This is a genomic window from Catenibacterium sp. GCM10023432, from assembly GCF_042651925.1.
Taxonomy (GTDB): Bacteria; Bacillota_I; Bacilli_A; order Erysipelotrichales; family Coprobacillaceae; genus Catenibacterium; species Catenibacterium mitsuoka.
The window spans coordinates 1-18,331 of record NZ_JBHSEB010000040.1 but is presented as its reverse complement, the minus strand read 5'-3'; the positions used below and the strand labels follow the sequence as shown (position 1 = coordinate 18,331).

The window sequence follows — 18,331 nt, the reverse complement described above, 5'->3', positions numbered from 1 at the left end:
AAGCTAGATGAGTATACCTTTTAGATGATCACATTCATGCTGAATGATCTGTGCTGTAAAACCTGTAAAGGTTTTAATCTTCTTCTTAAATGATTCATCAAAGTAAGAGACCTTGATTGTTTCATAACGTTTAACTGACTTTTGTCCTACATGAGATAAACATCCCTCTTCACATTCATGATAGTTACCACTTGTTTTAATGATTTCAGGATTATACATCACATGCATCTTTTCATCTTCTAAAAAGATAATGACTGATTTATTATAGCCAATCATATTTCCTGCCATACCAACACATTCATGAAGATGTGCTTGAAGAGTATCCTTTAAATCAGTTCCAATATATAAATCTTCTCTCGTCGCTTTTTCTGCCTCCTGAGATAAGAAGAAATTATCCTTTACTATTTCTTTAATCATTACTTCGTCCTCCTAAAATATATTATAACATAAGAAAACAGGCTCATAAGAGCCTGTTAAGCATATTATAATCCTTTTTCAGTTAATTCTCTTGCAACATCATCTTTGATAGTTACGCCTTCTTCTTCAAGTCTTGCAATAGTATCTGCAAACTGAGGAAGGTATTTTTTATGGGCGATTAATAATTCATCCATAATACGTTTAGCTTTAGTACCAGCTACAATCTGTGGATTGATTGTGAAAGCCTGTAATAGAGTTCCATAATCACCTGTTACAGCAGCTTCTTCAACACATAATTCCATGTTCTTCATGCACTGTACCCATCCTCTTTCTGCTGGTTCTAATGGACCAAAAGCGATTGGACGTGCACCAGTACTTCCAATATAAGAAGATACTTCTACGGCACAATCAACTGGAAGATCAGGTACTGCACCATTATTTTTAGTAGTTACAACGATGTGACTTAACTTATTTCCATAAATAGATGCAATTGTTTCACAAGCTGCATCACTGTAATGTGCACCACCACGTTTTGCAAGCTGTTCTGGCTTATGATCTAGGTTAGGATCCTTATATAATTCAAATAATTCATGTTCAGTCTTCTGTACCTGCTGACCTCTTGTTCCAACATTTGGATCATTGTATTCCTTCAAACCATGTGCCAACATTTCTTCTTCACGATAGTAATATCTATGATATCCACAAGGAATCATATTCATACGTAATAACTGTTCTTTAAAGAATGGGATATCATGAATATTAGCTGGAATACCCATATCTTTACCTTCATACATTGCATTGATGATGTCTTTAGTCACTTCATGACCATTTTCATCAAATACTTTATGCCAATGGAAATGGTTTAAACCTGCAAACTTGTAAGTTAACTGATCCAATGTTTTTCCGATTGTTTTTGGTTCATCCATCATAGCACCTACTGGTACATTACATAAACCAATAACCTTATCCCACTTACCATATTTCATAACTGATTCAGTAACCATTCCACTAGGGTTAGTGAAGTTGATTAACCATGCATCAGGACATAATTCCTTCATATCTTCTACGATGCTTAAGATAACTGGAATAGTACGTAATGCTTTGAAGATTCCTCCAGCACCATTTGTTTCCTGTCCTAACATTCCATAAGAAAATGGAATTCTTTCATCCTTGATACGTGCATTCAATAACCCTACTCTGAACTGTGTAGTAACGAAGTCAGCTCCTGGTAATGCTTCTCTACGGTCTAATGTAAGATGTACTTTTACATCATAAGGAGATGCATCCCACATTCTCTGTGCCATTTCTCCTACGATTTCAAGTTTTTCTTTACCATCTTCGATATCACATAGCCAGATTTCTCTGATTGGTAATTCACCATATCTCTTGATGAACCCTTCCATTAATTCTGGTGTATAGCTGCTGCCTCCACCAATAGTAACGATTTTTACGCCTTCTTTATTCATTCTTGCGTTCCTCCTTCGACAACACCATTATACGTAAAAAGAATAAGGAAAACATTAAAATGTAAGCGAAAACAACAATGTTCTCTTTCTGTTCCTTATTTCAAAGGTTTTTGGGGAACACTGTTCTATTTGATGATTGGGTTATCTGTTTTTCTGCCATGATCTGTAAATATGTTTTCACATTCCATAGAAGTCATTGTTTTATTTTCTAAATGTTCATCGTAGCTGGTATTAAAATAACCTGCATAAAGAACATCAAGTAAATAAAGTAAAGAAAGATTAAAAGAGAATGTACCTAAATTATCAATTAGTTTTTCTCTTGTGGATACATATAAACAGCAGTCTGACTGACTAGAAAGAGAGTTAGTCCCATAAGTTGTAATAGTGATAAAGGATAACTTTCTTTCAACTAATTTACGACAGATAAAAATACATCTTGATGTTTCACCAGAATAACTGATAAGAATAAATAATGTATTGCTGCTACAATAACATGCTTCATAAAAAGCTTCATCCGTGCTATCAAAAATATCTACCTTCTTACCAATTTTCATCATCTTTTCTTTAAAGGTATAGGCAATTCCCTTCTGTGCACCTGATACGACAATCGCAATATGTTCCTTCTTTTCAATACGATTGATGGCTTCCTGAAGTGTATCATGATTGAGTAAAGAAATCGTATCCTGCAACGTTTCATCATAAAGTAATCCTATTTTATTCGCAATCACTATATTCTTATCATTTTGGGAGAATGGTCTATTACTATCTATTTTCTGAAAGTGTGTGGATAAGTATCGTATTTCTTCTAAATACTGTTTCTTGAAGTCATTAAATCCTTCAAATCCTAATTTCTGTACAAAACGTACAACTGACGATGGGGCTAAGAATACTTCCTTTGCGACTGTTCTTACTGTCGCATTTTCTAGTTGTATGCCCTGATCTATCAAATACTGTCCTAATCTTTTTTCATTAGGATTCATTGGACTTTTTTCTAATGCTTCTCTTATTAACATAGTTCTTTAAAGGGTATGAATGGCTCAGTCGTTTTGTCTAATCTCTTTTCTAGATAAACAACATCTAGCCACTGATCAAACTTATAGCCACATTCATGGAAATGAGCAGCTTCTTTAAAACCATATTTTTCATGAAAAGCGATACTTGCATCATTTGGATAAGTGATGCATCCATAAAGATTCGTAATATTCATTCTTGTAAGATAGTCAATCAAAGCATTATAAAGAAGATGACCTACTCCTTTATGACGCTTTCTATCATCGATATAAATAGATAATTCTGCAGAATGATCATAGGCGCGACGATCATACAATGTCCCTGCATAAGCGTATCCTATAACTTCTCCCTCTTCTACTGCGACTAGATATGGATATTTTTCTAAAGTATGACTGATACGATCTGCCATTTCTTTAACTGTCGGTGGTTCTAATTCAAATGTGATAGTTGTATTAAGGACATAAGGGGCATAAATTTTCTGGATAGACTCTGCATCCTCTACTGTTGCGATTCTAATACTAATCATCATTTTCCTCCTTATTATTTATCATATTCTATAATATTTTCAAAAAATTATAAAGTCTTAAACAATCTACTTAGCACTTTTTGTGAAAACAATTTTGTATCTGATAATCAGTATTTTCTTTTGGAAGATTACTGATTATCAAAAATGAATATGGGTTAAAGATTGTGTTAATATAAAATTTTTATATTGACATTCAAACAAAGTATGCTTTATAGTTAGTACTGCAAGCGAACGAATCAGTTCTTATGCAAAATATATGCCTCTATTTAAAAACCTACGGACAGGCAGGGGCAGTTGCCGAAGGTGGTTAGGAGCCACATTATTGATTGCGTTAAAAGCGCAAATTTTATGAGTTGATTACTTTACAATCGTCGCTTAGAAATAAGCACATCATCTCATAGAACGGTCAATATAGTACGTGACATTATATTTATGCATAGGAAATAGGCAGTCTCTGCTTGTTTCGCATAGAAAAAAAGTACCATGTATCACATTTTTTACACATTTGACAGATGATGAATAATCATCTGTCTTTTTTTGTTTAGACATGATGAGGAAAGGGAGATTATGGACTTAAAAAGACAATCGAGTGCACCGCTTTATGAAGCGATTGAGACATTTAGAAAGAAAAGAATCGTACCTTTTGATGTTCCTGGACACAAGAGAGGAAGAGGAAATCCTGAACTTGTGGATTTACTAGGAGAACGATGCGTGGGGATTGATGTGAATTCAACGAAACCACTTGATAACCTCTGTCATCCTGTTTCAGTGATTAAAGAGGCACAAGAATTAACTGCCGAAGCATTTGGTGCTGAACATGCATTTTTTATGGTGGGAGGCACAACACAGGCTGTACAGAATATGGTTTTATCTGTATGTAAAGCAGGTGATGAAATCATTGTACCTAGAAATGTGCATAAGAGTGTAATTAATGCACTCATCTTATGTGGTGCAACTCCTGTTTATCTCAATACTGAGATCAATGCGAAACTAGGAATCGTACTTGGAGTAACTGTTAAACATGTAGAAAAAGCGATACAGGCACATCCTAAGGCTGTTGCAGTATTAGTCAATAATCCTACCTACTATGGCATATGTTCAGATATAAAGGGCATCTGTGATGTAGCGCATCGTTATGGATTAAAGGTTCTTGCCGATGAAGCACATGGTACACATCTTTATTTTGGTGACAATCTTCCTATGAATGCCATGAAAGCCGGAGCTGATATGGCTTCGATATCCATGCATAAGTCAGGAGGATCATTAACGCAGAATTCTATTCTTCTTACAAGTAACGGCATGAATGCAGAACATGTACAATCAATCATCAATATCACTCAGACTACAAGTGCTTCCTACCTTTTGATGACAAGTCTTGACTTGTCTAGAAGAAATCTTGCCTTACGTGGAAGACAATCATTCGCAAAGGTAAGTGAAGGGGCACAGTATGCAAGAGATGAAATCAATTCAATTGGTGGTTATTATGCCTATGGTAAAGAGCTGATTAATGGAAGTACAGTATATGATTTTGATCTCACAAAGCTTTGTGTCTATACAAGAGATATTGGTCTAGAGGGGATTGAAGTGTATGACATCTTAAGAGATGAGTATGATATCCAGATAGAGTTTGGAGATATTGGTAACATTATGGCTTATATCTCTATTGGAGATAGAATTCAGGATATTGAAAGACTTGTAGGAGCTTTAGCTGAAATTAGTCGTCTGTATTCAAAAGAAGAAAAACGTTTTGAGGTAGATAGCCAGATGCTTCTCCCTCATGTTCCTGTTTCACCGCAGGTTGCATTCTATGCCGATAAGGTCAATGTGCCAATCCGTGATGCACCAGGATGTATATCAGGTGAGTTTGTCATGGCTTATCCACCAGGAATTCCTATCCTTTCTCCGGGAGAAGAGATTACTGATGAGATTATTGATTATATCCAGTATTCAGTGGAAAAAGGATGTTCAATGCAGGGGATGGAAGATCCTACATTAAAAACATTAAATGTACTAAAAATGTAAGGGAGACAAATGAAGATGGAATTTTGGTTTTCAGAACTTCACTCACCTCATGTGAAGTTTGATATCCGTGTTGAAAAACAGTTATTCTCAGGTGAGAGTGATTATCAGAGAATTGATGTATTTCAATCACCAGAGTTTGGAAAGTTCCTAACACTTAATGGGAGTGTTATATTTTCAGAACAAGATTGTTTTATCTACAATGAAATGGTTGTTCATGTACCTATGTCCGTTCATCCTGATGTGAGAAACGTCCTGATTGTCGGTGGTGGCGATGGTGGTTATCCATATGCGACTAACTTCAATCCTGAAGTTAACTTAAGAGAAGTATCTGCACCAGGTTCTTACTGGGAAGATGGAAAATGGGTAGAAATTTCAGCTATGTCAATTAAGAGAGAATATAACTTTGATGAAGTAGGAGAAAAGGATATGTATCTTCTTCATCATGAAGAAATTGAAGCATTAGGTAAGAATATGCCTGAAGTAAAAAGAATTCGTTTCTTTATGACATTTGGGGAAAGTTATTTAACACATATGAAATGTTTAGAGAACGTCGGTATGCTTTCTACAACACCTGTTGAATTTAATGGACAGCAGATTGTACCTATTCAGTTCTTAAAGGAATTTTTACCTGATCCATCTACTTTAGGTCCTCGTACTGTTGGTAAGACTAATATCGGTTGTATCTTTACTGGTATTAAGGATGGTAAGGAAAAAAGTATTTATATCTACAATGTATGTGATTATCAGGAATGTTTTAAGGAAGTTGGTTCTCAGGCAGTATCTTATACAACAGGCGTGCCTGCAATGATTGGTACTATGCTTGTATTACAGGGATTATGGAATATGCCAGGTGTTTATACAACTGATGAATTTGATCCAGATCCATATATGGATGCTTTAAATAAATGGGGACTTCCTTGGAAGGTAGTAGAAAATCCTACTTTAGTGGATTAGTTCTATGAAGATCAATGAATTACCTACGCCTTGTTTTGTGATTGATGAAACAAAGCTTATACATAATTTAGAATTATTAAAAGAAGTAGAAAAACGTACTGGTGCAAAGATTTTACTGGCTCAGAAATGTTTTTCTTGTTTTGAAGAATATCCACTTATTGGAAAATATATAAGTGGTACAACAGCAAGTGGTCTTTATGAAGCAAGACTTGGAAAAGAAGAAATGGGTTTAGAGAATCATGTATATTCTCCTGCCTATCGTTCCCAGGATATAGAAGAACTTGCAGAAATATGTGATCATATTGTATTTAACTCTAAAGCACAGCTTAAAAAATATGCAGAAGTTATGAAAGGTACATCTATTGGTGTACGTATTAATCCAGAATGTTCAACACAGGTTGGACATGCAATTTATGAACCATGTGCGCCTGGTTCTAGAATGGGAATTCGTGCACGTGATTTTGATGATGAGATTACAGAAATGGTGGATGGACTTCATTTCCATACTTTATGTGAACAGAATTCTGATGATTTAGAAACTACATTGAAGGCTGTGGAAGAGAAGTTCTCTAAATGGCTACCACAAATGAAATGGCTGAATATGGATGGAGGACATCATATTACAAGAGATGATTATGATGTTGAACGATTGATTCAATGTATTAATCATATGCAGGAGACTTATGATTTAGAGGTTTATTTAGAGCCTGGTGAAGCCGTTGCCTTAAATGCGGGATATAAGGTAACTGAAGTATTGGATATTGTAGAGAATAATGGAAAGATTCTGATTCTTGATACTTCTGCTGCCTGTCATATGCCCGATGTGTTAGAGATGCCTTATCGTCCCCCCCACTCAAAGAAAGTGGATTACCAAATGAACTCGCCTATACATATCGCCTTTCTTGTAATACATGTCTGGCTGGTGATGTGATTGGTGAATATTCATTTGATCATGAAATAAAGACGGAGATAAGCTTTATTTTGAGGATATGGCTATTTATTCCATGGTCAAGACAAATACATTTAATGGGATTCCCCTCCCTTCTATTGCAGTTATGGATCAAAATGGGGAGTGTCGCATCATAAAGGAGTTTGGTTATGAAGATTTTAAAAACTGATTGTCTTAGTAATGGATTTCGTATGCCTGGAGAATTTGAAAAGCAGGATGGCTGTTTGATGATTTATCCATGGCGTCCTGGCTCTTGGAATTATAATGCGAAGTATGCAAGAGATGTATTTGTAGAGATTGCACATATTCTTGGAGCATATGAAGACGTATATATGATAGTACGTTCTGAAGATATGAACGAAGCTATCACAAGACTTGATCATCCTCATATTCATATTATAGAAGCAAGTAGTGATGATGCATGGGCAAGAGATACTGGACCTACTTTTGTGATTAATGACAAATGTGAGAGAAGAGGTATCAACTGGGAATTTAATGCCTGGGGTGGAAGTTATGATGGTTTATATTCCCATTGGGAATATGATCAAAATATTCAAAATCATATTTGTGAGTATCTTGGTGATGACTTGTATGAAGCACGCCATTTTGTCTTAGAAGGTGGCTCGATTCATGTAGATGGTGAAGGAACACTTATTACAACTGAAGAATGTTTATTAAGTCCTGGACGTAATCCTACAATGACTCGTGATAAGATTGAAGAGAAGCTGAAACAATATTTGAATGTAGAAAAGATCATCTGGCTTCCTTATGGTATTTATAATGATGAAACAAATGGACATGTAGATAACTTCTGTTGTTTTGTAAAGCCTGGTGAAGTGCTTCTTGCATGGACTGATGATGAAGAGGATCCACAATATATAAGAAGTCATATGGCTTATGAAATCTTATCTGGTCAAAAAGATGCAAAAGGAAGACCGTTAAAGATTCATAAGCTCCCTATTCCACATATTCCTGTATGTATTACTGAAGAAGATTTAAAAGGATATGTGTTTGAAGAGGGAGAAGATACAAGAGAAGTTGGAGAACGTTTGGCTGCAAGCTATATTAATTTCTATATTGGCAATCATTGTGTCTTATTACCTCAATTTGGAGATGGACATGATTCTCTTGCGGTTGATATCTTAAAAGAATGTTTTCCTGAACGTGACATTATTCCTATTGATGCACGTGTTATTTTAACAGGTGGAGGTAATATCCACTGTATTACACAGCAAATTCCTGCAAAGTAGGAGGTTTATATGAGACAAGTCAAAGTTGCTGCATTACAGTTTTCATGCAGTCGAGATGTACAAGAAAATATTAATAAAGCAGAAAAGATGGTAAGAGAGGCAGCAGACAATGATGCCAATATCATTCTGCTTCCTGAATTATTTGAACGTCAGTATTTCTGTCAGGAAAAACGCTATGACTATTATGATTATGCATTACCTCTTGAAAAAAATCCTGCCGTGAATCGTTTTAAAGAAGTTGCAAAGGAATTAGGTGTAGTCATTCCTGTGAGCTTCTATGAAAGAGATATAGATCGTCTCTTTAATACTGTAGCAATGATTGATGCCGATGGAAGTGTGTTAGGTATTTATAGAAAAACACATATTCCTGATGATCATTTTTATCAGGAGAAGTTCTATTTCACTCCTGGTGATACTGGTTCTAAAGTATTTGATACACGTTTTGGTTGTATTGGTGTAGGCATCTGCTGGGATCAATGGTTTCCTGAAGCCGCAAGATGTATGGCCGTACAGGGTGCGGAGATGTTACTCTACCCTACTGCCATTGGCAGTGAACCTATTTTAGATGTTGATAGCAGTAGTCATTGGAGACGTGTGATGCAGGGTCATGCAGCCGCTAATTTAATGCCTGTAGTGACTGCAAATCGTATTGGAGTAGAAACAGTTGGACCTTGTAAAAAAAATGCAGGACAATCTTCTTCTTTAGATTTTTATGGTTGTTCTTTTATTGCGGATGCAACAGGAGATATTATTGCCTCAGCAAAGCAGGAAGAAACAATACTTTATGGAGAGTTTGATTTAGATGCATTGAAAGAGGACCGTTTATCTTGGGGATTGTTCAGAGATAGACGTCCTGAGACATATGTCATAATGACAAAGAAATAAATATTATTAGAAAAGGACTGACCCCTTACATAAGGATCAGTCCTTTTAACATAAAAAATGAGAGGCGCGCAGGTCCTCTCACAACGTAAACTTATATTATCTTATTTTTCTTATAAAGTAAAGAATGCTCAATAAGAAAACATATATTAAAGACTGAATCCATTATTGGGTTCAGTCCTTTTAATACTATATTCCTGATACAACTTTAATCATTAATAATACTAATACAATTGGAATTACTGGTTTAATAATCTTAGAACCATTATTCACAACCATTCCAGCACCTACATAATGTCCCGCAATACTAAAGCATGAAGCAGCAAGTCCTAATCCCCATAGGATCTTCCCTGCTAAGATAAATGTAACTAATGCTGAAATGTTTGAAGATAGATTTACTACCTTTACATTTCCTGTCGCCTTATCTATTGGCATCTTCGCAAACTTAGTAAATATAAGTAATAAGAATGTGCCTGTTCCTGGACCATAGAATCCATCATAGCAGCCAATCACAAATGAGCATACAATCGCAATCAAATATTGTTTAGTCTTTGTCATTCCAACTGGAACTTCTACATCCATATTCTTATCTTTTAATACACAGATTGCGACAACTGGTAAAAGAACAACTAATACCATCTTTAAAATTGAATCACTCATAATGAGTGTAAGATTTGCGCCTGCGACAGAACCAATGAGTGCGCCTATGACTGTTCCTGGTACAAATCCCCAATCTACTTTTTTATTCTTAATAAGCCTTGCAGTCGATACAACAGTGCCAGTTGATGAAGATAGCTTATTTGTCGCAATTGCGGCGTGTACTGGTATTCCTGCAAACATATAGGCTGGAAGTGAAATTAGACCTCCCCCACCTGCAATTGAATCTACAAAGACCGCTAGAAATACTAACGGACATACAATGAAATAAATCCTCATTTTCCCTTTTCCTTTACATAAGATATAAGATGTGAATACCTCGATTCCCTATTGTAGCGATTTAGGAAATAGATATAAACTACCTTTTTATGTATGAAGTATTTAATATGTTTTGTTAGACAGTGTCTAGCAAGGTTCAAAATTCAGTTTTAAGGTAAAACAAAAACTCCCAAAAGGGAGTTCTTGAATGTCTCTTGTAATAAGTGATAAATAATATTATCTCTTTGAGAACTGTGGAGCACGTCTTGCTTTTTTAAGACCGTATTTCTTACGTTCTTTAACTCTTGAATCACGAGTTAATAAGCCAGCAGCCTTTAATGTTGGTCTGTAATCAGAACCAGCTTCAAGTAAAGCTCTTGCGATACCATGACGGATAGCACCAGCCTGACCTGAGATACCTCCACCATTAACATTAACTTTTACATCGAACTTATCCTTTGTACCAGTTAATTCTAATGGCTGGTCAACAATCATTAATAATACGTCTGAAGGAAGGTATTCCTTAGCAGCCTTACCGTTGATTTCGCATTTACCAGTACCTGGTGTTAAGATAACACGAGCTACTGAAGATTTTCTACGACCTGTTCCTCTGTACTGTACGTTTGCCATTTATTCTTCCTCCTACTTTAACTTTAATTCTACTGGTTTCTGAGCAGCATGTGGATGTTCACTACCAGCATAAACAAATAATTTCTTAGCTTGCTGTCTGCCAAGAGTGTTGTGTGGAAGCATACCTTTGATGGCAGTTTCTACGAATCCAGTTGGATTCTGTTCCTGGAACTGTCTAGCAGTTTTAACTTTTAAACCACCTAAGAATCCAGAATGGTGATAGTACTTCACCTTGTCTAACTTCTTACCTGTCATTACTACTTTTTCTGCATTGATGATAACTACATAGTCACCAGTGTCTACATGTGGAGTATAAGTAGGCTTGTTCTTACCTCTTAATACTGTAGCAACCTGAGATGCTAAACGACCTAATGTAAGACCAGTTGCATCTACAACATACCATTTTCTTTCAATTGTGGCTTCTTTAGCCATTGTTGTTTGTCTCATTCTTTTTTCTCCTTTTAAAATAACCTTACCGGGGTCTTTTTAAAATGATTTTATCCAGGGAAACGTATTGTCCGTTGATAAGGGTCGGACTGTTTCCTGAACAAACAAACTCATGCATTCTTGTATCAAGGTATAATATCCCTTGAACAGAACAATCTTATTATAGCAACACACGCACTTTTGTCAATGATTAAAAGAAAAATTCTCTTGAATTTTTCTATTGTTTTCCTTTCTTGAATTCAATGTGATTAAGAACGTGAAGATGATATTCTTCAGCCAACTTTTCTAGATAATGATACATCTCGTAGCTGAGCTGATCTGGTGAATGAGCATCTAATCCTAGAATAATATCATTGCCTATCATTGAGGCAATCTGAAAGAAATAGGCATTGGCATAAGGATAGACGTCCTTCCCATTCATCTTCACTTTACCCTTACGTACGCCTCCTGCATTAAGTTCTAGAGGTGTGTGAGTTGCTTTGGCCTTCTTACATATACGTAAGATGACTTCTTTGCTGACATCATCTATTTTTCCATATCCCATTAAAAAGAGATCTGGATGTGCTACATAGGAAAAAAGTCCTGTATCCATTGCTTTTTCTAATTCTTCAGCATAATGCAGCAGGTCTTTCTTCTTAAGATTCTTTCTACCATAGTAACAGTCATGAATACTATGCTTATGAAAATGATGTCCTAGAATTAAATAATCGACTTCTCCAGAGTCTAATAGACTCTGATAATAATCTAGATAGTCTTCGAAGTATTCCGCCTCAAATCCCTTATATATCTTTATATAATGGAAATGCTTCTGACAGTAATCAAGTGCATCTAGATAATCTTGTTTTTCATTATAAGGCATACGCATCTTAGGGCCATTTCTTAAGAGTGCACCTATACATGATTTTAATCCCTGTAATGAACGAATAGAAGTCAGTGAATGAAGAAGATGAGAACGGTAATGAGGTAAAGCAATATGACAACTCATTCCTAATTCCTGATAACCTTCATGCAGTGCTGCTTCTACCATTTCATATTCATTACCTAAGGCATGTCCACAGCGATATGTATGGGTATGATAGTTAATAATTTTCTTCATAATAAACTTCCTGTAAATAAAGGCCTTCTGGCTTTGCCTTAAATAAACATTTCTTCTTTCCCTTTGAATTAAGTAGATCTTCTACAAATTCCTTTGTACGCCAGTGGGATCCTACTTGTATAAGTGCACCTGAAATAAGACGTACCATGTAACGACGGAATCCATTCCCAATAAATCGCATTGTTACAATACCGTCTTTTTCTTGTATATCAATTGTTTCTATAACACGGATCGTATCTCCTAGACCATTAAAGACACAAAATGAGGCAAAGTCATGTTCTCCTAAAAAGATTTTTGCACACTCCCTCATAGCTCCTATATCTAATGAACGATTGTGCTGATAGACATAGAGTCTCTCTATTGGATTATAAGGCTTTGTAGAAACAAGATAACGATATTCTTTCTTTTTTGCACTATAGCGTGCATGAAAGGATTCATCAACTATGAATGAATCCTTGATATAGATATCATCAGGGAGGAAATTGTTTAAAGCACGGATCCATTGTTTTTCAGGTATTTCTTTATTGATGTCAAAATGGAATACCTGACCTACAGCATGGACACCTGCATCTGTTCTTCCTGATGAATGAATTATGACTTCTTCATGAGTGATCTTATAAATGGCTTTTTGTATTTCTTCCTGTACTGTCCGTTTATCTGGCTGAATCTGCCAGCCATAGAAGTGTGTGCCATCATAAGTCACAATACATTTTATTCTCATAGTATAAAACTCAAAGCTATAACACTCGAAATAACAACAAGTGAGAAAACAAGAGAAAGTGTATCACTTAAATTCCACTTCACCTGATGGTAACGTGTTCTTGTTGCTTCTGGGTTATAGTTTCTACTTTCCATAGCATTTGCGAGATCATCTGCACGCATAAATGCAGAGATGAATAATGGAATAATTAAAGAGACAATGGCTGATACTTTCTCTTTAAATGTACCTTCCTGGAAATCAACACCTCTAGAGGACTGTGCTTTCATGATTCTTTGTGTTTCTTCTAATAGTGTAGGAATGAAACGTAAAGCGATAGAAATCATCATTGCGATTTCATGAGTTGGAAAACCAACCTTCTTGAGTGGACCAAAGAGTTTTTCTAAACCAAGTGTTAAGTCTAATGGCTTTGTACAGGCTGTTAAAAGAGTTGTCATAGAGATAATCAAGACTAGACGAATCAGAATATAGGCAGTCTGTTTTAAGGCTCCAGAATAGATTTTAACGGGTCCTAGAGTACATACGACAGAACCTGTATTCAAGAATAAAAGATTGAATAGAGCAAGGAATAACATCATAACAATCATTGGTTTCATCGCCTTCATAACATCCTTGAATGAAATCTTAGAAAGAATCAGGCAAAGGATGACATAAGCAGCTAGGATGCCGTAGCCGATAAAGCCTGCATCAAAGAAAACAGCAATTAGGAATAATAAAAGAAGACCTATTTTTAAACGTGGATCTCTTTTATGTATAAAAGAGTTAAGAGGAAGATAACGTCCAATAATCATACTATCCATTGTATTCTCCTCCTATTGCGTTAACTAATTCATCTATATCTTTGATAGATGGGTTAATATGGAAACCTCCCATATTGAGTTCCTGAATGAAATCAGTAATAACAGGTAAATCGATGCTCATTGATTCAAGATAGTCTCTTTCACTAAAGAGTTCATCAACCCCACAATAACGTTCTACTTCACCATGATTCATGACAACAACATGATCGCAATATTTTAACACATGGTTCATATCATGAGAGACCATGATAACTGTCTTACCACTTTCCTGGAATTTCTTGAATAGTTCCAGCATTTCTTTAGCGCCTTGTGGATCTAAGCCCGCTGTTGGTTCATCTAGTACAAGAATATCTGGCTCCATTGCCAGTATACCTGCAATAGCCACTCTTCTTTTTTGCCCACCTGATAATTCAAATGGGGATCTTTCAAGATAACTTTCATCTAAGCCAACAAGATCTAATACCTTATGCGCACGTTCTTTGGCGTCTTCTGCAGACATACCGAAGTTCATTGGCCCGAAGATGATATCTTTTTCGATTGTTTCTTCGAATAACTGATATTCTGGAAACTGGAAGACTAATCCTGCTTTTTTTCTTAGTGGTTTTAGAACTTCAGGTTTTTCTCCAGCACGAATCACAAATTCATCAATATCTACTTCACCATTTGATGGAAGAAGTAAGGCATTGATATGCTGAATCAATGTTGATTTACCACTTCCTGTATGACCAATCAGAGCTGTAAAAGAACCCTGAGGAATTTTTAGAGAAACATCTTTTAATGCGATATATGAAAATGGAGTATTTTCTCCATATATATAATTTACTTTTTTAAATTCAATTGACATAATTCTTTCACCAGCTTTTCTTTGTTTATGATAGGTTTGATTGGATAGCCTGAATCATGAAGTTTTTTAGAAATCTTATATGCAAAAGGTACGTCAAGACCAATACGTTCTAACTCTTCTTTTTGAGTTAATACTTTCTCAGGTGTACCTTCATCAATGATATGACCATTATCTAATAATATGACATGATCAGAAAGAGCTGCTTCTTCAATATCATGCGTGATAGAGAGAATTGTCATATTCTGAGTTTTGTTGAGTTCATGAACAAGGTTATTGATTTCAATCTTACCACGAGGATCAAGCATACTTGTTGCTTCATCTAAAATAATAATAGATGGATGCATTGCAAGTATTCCTGCAATTGCAACACGCTGCTTCTGTCCTCCTGAAAGTTTAGTAGGTTCATGATCAAGGAATTCAGTCATGTTGACTTTTTTGGCATAAGTCTGGATGATATCTTCCATATCTTCTGTAGGAACACATAGGTTCTCTAATCCAAAAGCGATATCATCTCTGACTGTTGAACCAATAAACTGGTTATCAGGATTTTGGAAAACAATACCTACTTTTTCTCTTACATCATAAAGATGTTCTTCATCTAAATGCATTCCATCAACTGTGATGTCTCCTGTTTTAGGTTCGAGTAACCCAATAATTAATTTTGCAATCGTACTTTTACCAGAACCATTATGACCTAATACAACTGTATAGCTGCCTTTAGGTACAGAAAAAGAAATATGATCTATCGTTTTGGCACCTTCTTCGTACTCAAAACTCAAATTATTTATGTCTACAGCATTAGCCATGGTTAGCCTCCTAATTATTAAAACACGTGTTCTAAGTGTATCATTTTATTTTTGTTTCATCAATATATTCATATTCTGAATACTGATCATCTATTTCCCCGGCAATGCTCAATTTATAGTTAAGATTCTCTTTATAGTTGAGTGAGAAATAGCAGCTATAGAGAATATCTAAAATACAGGTAATAGATTCAGTGGATGCAAAATCTCCAATCTTTGTATTCAGCATTTCTCTTGATGAAATTCTCAAACTGACATCGGATAATTTAACAAGTGTACTTTTAGAGATACTTGTAATCGCAATGATCGGTGTATGTTTACTCTTTAGTTTTTTCGCAAGATGTAGTATATGAGTTGTTTCTCCAGAATAAGAGATAATAATAGCACAATGGTCAGGACCGCTCATAGAAGCCTGCATCAGGTCATTTCCTGAGATCATAACAGTGTCTACTCGTTTCTGGATAGAATACATCTTTTGAGCAAATGATTGGGCAAGATGCTGTTTATTAGGGCGTGTATAAATATCTATAAACTTAGCGTCTCTTAAAAGTTTTAATGCGTTCATGAGATCATCATGTTTCATTAAATGTTTTGTATCTTCTATTGTTTCTTCGTGTAATTTAAAAATACTATTAGATATAACAGAAATGTCGTCACTGATGAGAAATGGGATAGACGCATCAATATCCTGAGAAGCATACATATATTCTAATTCTTCTAAGAATGCTTTTTTAAAATGATTCCAGCCTGCATAACCCATTTTCTTCGCAATACGTACTAATAGTGAAGGACTCGTGAAAGTGGCTTCAGCAATTTCTTTAGTGGTCATATTTTTTATATCCATACCCCTATTTAGAATAAACTGAATAATGAGCGCTTCAGAGTCACTGAAGTGTGTTTGTTCAATTTGATGAATGATCATATTATTTCACCTCTATCGCTCATTATAGAGAAAAGAGGTCTAAAACGCAAAGAAAACAGCTTTTAGGCTGTTTTCTTTAAGTCTTCTATCTTTTGTTTAAATTCTTTCAGTCGTCTTTGTTCTTCTTGATAGTTGGAATAAAGATGATCGACTTCATCCATATAATATTGATTTTTCTCTTTTGAGAAGTAATGTCCTATGCTGTTTTTAGCACGTTCAGTTAGTTCTTTTTTTATTGCTACTAGATTTTCCATATGACCCATTAATTGATTCTTCTTTTTATCATATGTTTTCTCTAGATTTTCTACATTTATAAATATATCGTTATTTTTATCAATGTCTTTTAAATGTTCTTGATCATTAAAATAACGATTAAATGAATCTTTTGCTCTACTAATAGCCATCTTATAAAGCTCATCTTTATCATCACATTTCAACTGAGTGGATAATACATGCAGAGATATATTATAGTGATCGGAGGTGGGAGTTTGATTTTCTGAAGGTTTTGGACGCTTTTTGCTGACTTGTCGAGGATCAGTGGATTTTGTATAAGAAGCTTGCTGAAGGCTTTTTATGTTTGATTTCATACTATTGACTCTCCCCCTTTCCGATTACAGTTGTATAATAATCAAGAATTTATACGAATACAACACTATTTTTTCATTTGTGAATAACGTACACAAATGAATTCCCTTACAATGTGAAATTGTGTGAATGAAATTTAGGTATAAAAAAATACCAGTATTCATCTGGTATTATTTCTTAAGTTCAGCTAATTTTTTCTTTAAATTTAAAATTCTGTTATTTTCTTCTTCATAATCAGCCAACATCTGATTAACAGCTTTCTTTGCATATTCAGCAGCATCTTCAGTAAATGTCTTATTTAATTCATCAGTTGCTGTAACTTCGATTTCCTTCTTCAATGCATTGAGGTTTTCTACATGACCATCTAATTGAGCTTTCTTTTTTTCAATAATTTTTTCGATTTCTTCTGCATTACAAACTACATCTTGTTCATGATTTTCTGGAAAAACTGGTGCATCTTTAAAGTAACGATCATAAGATTCTTTTGCTTTTTCAATAATTTCGTTAGTATTCATATTTATTTCCTCCATTATTTCTTGATTTCATTGATTTTCTTTTCTAAATCATCAATTCTTTTTCTTTCTTCTTCATAATCCTTTAACATCTGATTTACAGTTGTCTTAGTATATTCTTCTTTATCTTTAGGGAATGTGTTATTAAGAACCATTGCAGATTCATCTTCAAGTTCTTTCTTAAGTTTACTTAAGTTATTGACATGTCCTTCAAGCTGATTCACTTTTTTATTGATAGTTTCTTTCATCTTTTCTTTATCAAAAACTACATTCTGTCCAGGGTTTTCTGGTAATTTCGGTGCATCCTTGAAATAACGATCATATGAATCCTTTGCCTGATCTAAAATCTTTTTAACATCTATATTCATAATTGCTTCCTCCTCTTTTCTTTACGAGTTTATCATAGTCTTGCGAGGAATTTTAAACAATGATTTAAAGAGTACTTTAAATCCAGTTAACAAAGAAAAGCACTTACATTTTTTGAATTTGTGAATATCATTTACAAAATAGAGGAAAGAAAGTAGGCTAACCTATCACTAGGCTAGCCCCTTATCAAACCGTACGTGCACTATTAATGCATAC

General features: G+C 34.9%; 21 protein-coding genes. 5 read left to right on the top strand and 16 right to left on the bottom strand.

The annotated features are described in order from the left end of the window. Window positions 1–3: 3 nt before the first annotated feature. The 4 genes from ACFOZZ_RS05810 to ACFOZZ_RS05795 form a co-directional block, all read right to left on the bottom strand. Complete coding sequence (locus ACFOZZ_RS05810; protein WP_055234175.1) at window positions 4–417, bottom strand: peptide deformylase; 414 nt, start codon at window positions 415–417, stop codon at window positions 4–6. Between the two features lie 65 nt (window positions 418–482). Next, window positions 483–1,883 (bottom strand): 6-phospho-beta-glucosidase, encoded by a 1,401-nt coding sequence (locus tag ACFOZZ_RS05805; RefSeq protein WP_055234174.1) that lies wholly within the window; start codon window positions 1,881–1,883, stop codon window positions 483–485. Between the two features lie 125 nt (window positions 1,884–2,008). Beyond that, a complete protein-coding gene (locus tag ACFOZZ_RS05800) occupies window positions 2,009–2,863 on the bottom strand; it encodes a MurR/RpiR family transcriptional regulator (RefSeq protein ID WP_329966432.1) in 855 nt (284 codons plus the stop codon). 26 nt (window positions 2,864–2,889) lie between these two features. Next, window positions 2,890–3,420 (bottom strand): GNAT family N-acetyltransferase, encoded by a 531-nt coding sequence (locus tag ACFOZZ_RS05795; protein ID WP_278780466.1) that lies wholly within the window; start codon window positions 3,418–3,420, stop codon window positions 2,890–2,892. Window positions 3,421–3,987: 567 nt separating this feature from the next. Between ACFOZZ_RS05795 and ACFOZZ_RS05790 the strand changes: the two genes are divergently transcribed. The 5 genes from ACFOZZ_RS05790 (at window position 3,988) to aguB (ending at window position 9,480) form a co-directional block, all read left to right on the top strand. Next, window positions 3,988–5,442 carry an aminotransferase class I/II-fold pyridoxal phosphate-dependent enzyme gene (locus ACFOZZ_RS05790; RefSeq protein ID WP_376814894.1) on the top strand — a complete coding sequence of 485 codons (1,455 nt, stop codon included), beginning with the start codon at window positions 3,988–3,990 and terminating at the stop codon, window positions 5,440–5,442. 15 nt (window positions 5,443–5,457) lie between these two features. Continuing rightward, window positions 5,458–6,396 carry a saccharopine dehydrogenase C-terminal domain-containing protein gene (locus ACFOZZ_RS05785; RefSeq protein WP_376814893.1) on the top strand — a complete coding sequence of 313 codons (939 nt, stop codon included), beginning with the start codon at window positions 5,458–5,460 and terminating at the stop codon, window positions 6,394–6,396. 4 nt (window positions 6,397–6,400) lie between these two features. Further along, a complete protein-coding gene (locus ACFOZZ_RS05780) occupies window positions 6,401–7,327 on the top strand; it encodes a carboxynorspermidine decarboxylase (protein ID WP_376814892.1) in 927 nt (308 codons plus the stop codon). A gap of 167 nt (window positions 7,328–7,494) precedes the next feature. Next, window positions 7,495–8,595 (top strand): agmatine deiminase, encoded by a 1,101-nt coding sequence (aguA, locus tag ACFOZZ_RS05775; protein ID WP_376814891.1) that lies wholly within the window; start codon window positions 7,495–7,497, stop codon window positions 8,593–8,595. A gap of 9 nt (window positions 8,596–8,604) precedes the next feature. After that, window positions 8,605–9,480: an N-carbamoylputrescine amidase gene (gene aguB, locus ACFOZZ_RS05770; RefSeq protein ID WP_278860264.1), complete on the top strand. Its 876-nt coding sequence runs from the start codon at window positions 8,605–8,607 to the stop codon at window positions 9,478–9,480. A gap of 186 nt (window positions 9,481–9,666) precedes the next feature. Here aguB and ACFOZZ_RS05765 read toward each other — a convergent pair whose 3' ends face one another. The 12 genes from ACFOZZ_RS05765 to ACFOZZ_RS05710 all read right to left on the bottom strand — a co-directional run bounded on the left by ACFOZZ_RS05765 (window position 9,667) and on the right by ACFOZZ_RS05710 (window position 18,117). Beyond that, window positions 9,667–10,413 carry a TSUP family transporter gene (locus ACFOZZ_RS05765; protein ID WP_376814890.1) on the bottom strand — a complete coding sequence of 249 codons (747 nt, stop codon included), beginning with the start codon at window positions 10,411–10,413 and terminating at the stop codon, window positions 9,667–9,669. A 216-nt stretch (window positions 10,414–10,629) separates the two neighbouring features. After that, on the bottom strand, window positions 10,630–11,022 hold the full coding sequence (gene rpsI, locus ACFOZZ_RS05760; RefSeq protein ID WP_006505661.1) for a 30S ribosomal protein S9: 393 nt from the start codon (window positions 11,020–11,022) through the stop codon (window positions 10,630–10,632). Window positions 11,023–11,034: 12 nt separating this feature from the next. Further along, window positions 11,035–11,469 carry a 50S ribosomal protein L13 gene (rplM, locus tag ACFOZZ_RS05755; protein WP_006505660.1) on the bottom strand — a complete coding sequence of 145 codons (435 nt, stop codon included), beginning with the start codon at window positions 11,467–11,469 and terminating at the stop codon, window positions 11,035–11,037. Between the two features lie 217 nt (window positions 11,470–11,686). After that, window positions 11,687–12,565 (bottom strand): PHP domain-containing protein, encoded by an 879-nt coding sequence (locus tag ACFOZZ_RS05750; protein ID WP_278780454.1) that lies wholly within the window; start codon window positions 12,563–12,565, stop codon window positions 11,687–11,689. Beyond that, the gene (gene truA, locus ACFOZZ_RS05745; protein ID WP_055234680.1) at window positions 12,549–13,286 is read right to left on the bottom strand and encodes a tRNA pseudouridine(38-40) synthase TruA; all 738 of its coding nucleotides are present in this window, start codon (window positions 13,284–13,286) and stop codon (window positions 12,549–12,551) included. Before truA ends, ACFOZZ_RS05750 begins: the two co-directional genes overlap by 17 nt. After that, window positions 13,283–14,083, bottom strand: coding sequence for an energy-coupling factor transporter transmembrane component T family protein (locus ACFOZZ_RS05740; protein ID WP_279067300.1), 801 nt, complete (start codon window positions 14,081–14,083; stop codon window positions 13,283–13,285). The genes truA and ACFOZZ_RS05740 overlap by 4 nt, the downstream gene beginning before the upstream one ends. Beyond that, on the bottom strand, window positions 14,076–14,927 hold the full coding sequence (locus ACFOZZ_RS05735) for an energy-coupling factor transporter ATPase (protein WP_376814889.1): 852 nt from the start codon (window positions 14,925–14,927) through the stop codon (window positions 14,076–14,078). Before ACFOZZ_RS05735 ends, ACFOZZ_RS05740 begins: the two co-directional genes overlap by 8 nt. Beyond that, window positions 14,903–15,733: an energy-coupling factor transporter ATPase gene (locus ACFOZZ_RS05730; protein ID WP_278780449.1), complete on the bottom strand. Its 831-nt coding sequence runs from the start codon at window positions 15,731–15,733 to the stop codon at window positions 14,903–14,905. The genes ACFOZZ_RS05735 and ACFOZZ_RS05730 overlap by 25 nt, the downstream gene beginning before the upstream one ends. Window positions 15,734–15,773: 40 nt before the next feature. Further along, window positions 15,774–16,652, bottom strand: coding sequence for a MurR/RpiR family transcriptional regulator (locus tag ACFOZZ_RS05725; RefSeq protein WP_278780447.1), 879 nt, complete (start codon window positions 16,650–16,652; stop codon window positions 15,774–15,776). A 62-nt stretch (window positions 16,653–16,714) separates the two neighbouring features. After that, window positions 16,715–17,239 carry a hypothetical protein gene (locus tag ACFOZZ_RS05720; RefSeq protein ID WP_278860267.1) on the bottom strand — a complete coding sequence of 175 codons (525 nt, stop codon included), beginning with the start codon at window positions 17,237–17,239 and terminating at the stop codon, window positions 16,715–16,717. 168 nt (window positions 17,240–17,407) lie between these two features. Next, complete coding sequence (locus tag ACFOZZ_RS05715; protein ID WP_278780443.1) at window positions 17,408–17,752, bottom strand: hypothetical protein; 345 nt, start codon at window positions 17,750–17,752, stop codon at window positions 17,408–17,410. 14 nt (window positions 17,753–17,766) lie between these two features. Beyond that, window positions 17,767–18,117: a hypothetical protein gene (locus ACFOZZ_RS05710; RefSeq protein WP_278860268.1), complete on the bottom strand. Its 351-nt coding sequence runs from the start codon at window positions 18,115–18,117 to the stop codon at window positions 17,767–17,769. Window positions 18,118–18,331 lie beyond the last annotated feature (214 nt).

Bases quoted from the DNA above. Each gene is read 5' to 3' on its own strand.
- ACFOZZ_RS05810 (WP_055234175.1), bottom strand. From the start codon at position 417: ATGATTAAAGAAATAGTAAAGGATAATTTCTTCTTATCTCAGGAGGCA.
- ACFOZZ_RS05805 (WP_055234174.1), bottom strand. From the start codon at position 1,883: ATGAATAAAGAAGGCGTAAAAATCGTTACTATTGGTGGAGGCAGCAGC.
- ACFOZZ_RS05800 (WP_329966432.1), bottom strand. From the start codon at position 2,863: ATGAATCCTAATGAAAAAAGATTAGGACAGTATTTGATAGATCAGGGC.
- ACFOZZ_RS05795 (WP_278780466.1), bottom strand. From the start codon at position 3,420: ATGATTAGTATTAGAATCGCAACAGTAGAGGATGCAGAGTCTATCCAG.
- ACFOZZ_RS05790 (WP_376814894.1), top strand. From the start codon at position 3,988: ATGGACTTAAAAAGACAATCGAGTGCACCGCTTTATGAAGCGATTGAG.
- ACFOZZ_RS05785 (WP_376814893.1), top strand. From the start codon at position 5,458: ATGGAATTTTGGTTTTCAGAACTTCACTCACCTCATGTGAAGTTTGAT.
- ACFOZZ_RS05780 (WP_376814892.1), top strand. From the start codon at position 6,401: ATGAAGATCAATGAATTACCTACGCCTTGTTTTGTGATTGATGAAACA.
- aguA (WP_376814891.1), top strand. From the start codon at position 7,495: ATGAAGATTTTAAAAACTGATTGTCTTAGTAATGGATTTCGTATGCCT.
- aguB (WP_278860264.1), top strand. From the start codon at position 8,605: ATGAGACAAGTCAAAGTTGCTGCATTACAGTTTTCATGCAGTCGAGAT.
- ACFOZZ_RS05765 (WP_376814890.1), bottom strand. From the start codon at position 10,413: ATGAGGATTTATTTCATTGTATGTCCGTTAGTATTTCTAGCGGTCTTT.
- rpsI (WP_006505661.1), bottom strand. From the start codon at position 11,022: ATGGCAAACGTACAGTACAGAGGAACAGGTCGTAGAAAATCTTCAGTA.
- rplM (WP_006505660.1), bottom strand. From the start codon at position 11,469: ATGAGACAAACAACAATGGCTAAAGAAGCCACAATTGAAAGAAAATGG.
- ACFOZZ_RS05750 (WP_278780454.1), bottom strand. From the start codon at position 12,565: ATGAAGAAAATTATTAACTATCATACCCATACATATCGCTGTGGACAT.
- truA (WP_055234680.1), bottom strand. From the start codon at position 13,286: ATGAGAATAAAATGTATTGTGACTTATGATGGCACACACTTCTATGGC.
- ACFOZZ_RS05740 (WP_279067300.1), bottom strand. From the start codon at position 14,083: ATGGATAGTATGATTATTGGACGTTATCTTCCTCTTAACTCTTTTATA.
- ACFOZZ_RS05735 (WP_376814889.1), bottom strand. From the start codon at position 14,927: ATGTCAATTGAATTTAAAAAAGTAAATTATATATATGGAGAAAATACT.
- ACFOZZ_RS05730 (WP_278780449.1), bottom strand. From the start codon at position 15,733: ATGGCTAATGCTGTAGACATAAATAATTTGAGTTTTGAGTACGAAGAA.
- ACFOZZ_RS05725 (WP_278780447.1), bottom strand. From the start codon at position 16,652: ATGATCATTCATCAAATTGAACAAACACACTTCAGTGACTCTGAAGCG.
- ACFOZZ_RS05720 (WP_278860267.1), bottom strand. From the start codon at position 17,239: ATGAAATCAAACATAAAAAGCCTTCAGCAAGCTTCTTATACAAAATCC.
- ACFOZZ_RS05715 (WP_278780443.1), bottom strand. From the start codon at position 17,752: ATGAATACTAACGAAATTATTGAAAAAGCAAAAGAATCTTATGATCGT.
- ACFOZZ_RS05710 (WP_278860268.1), bottom strand. From the start codon at position 18,117: ATGAATATAGATGTTAAAAAGATTTTAGATCAGGCAAAGGATTCATAT.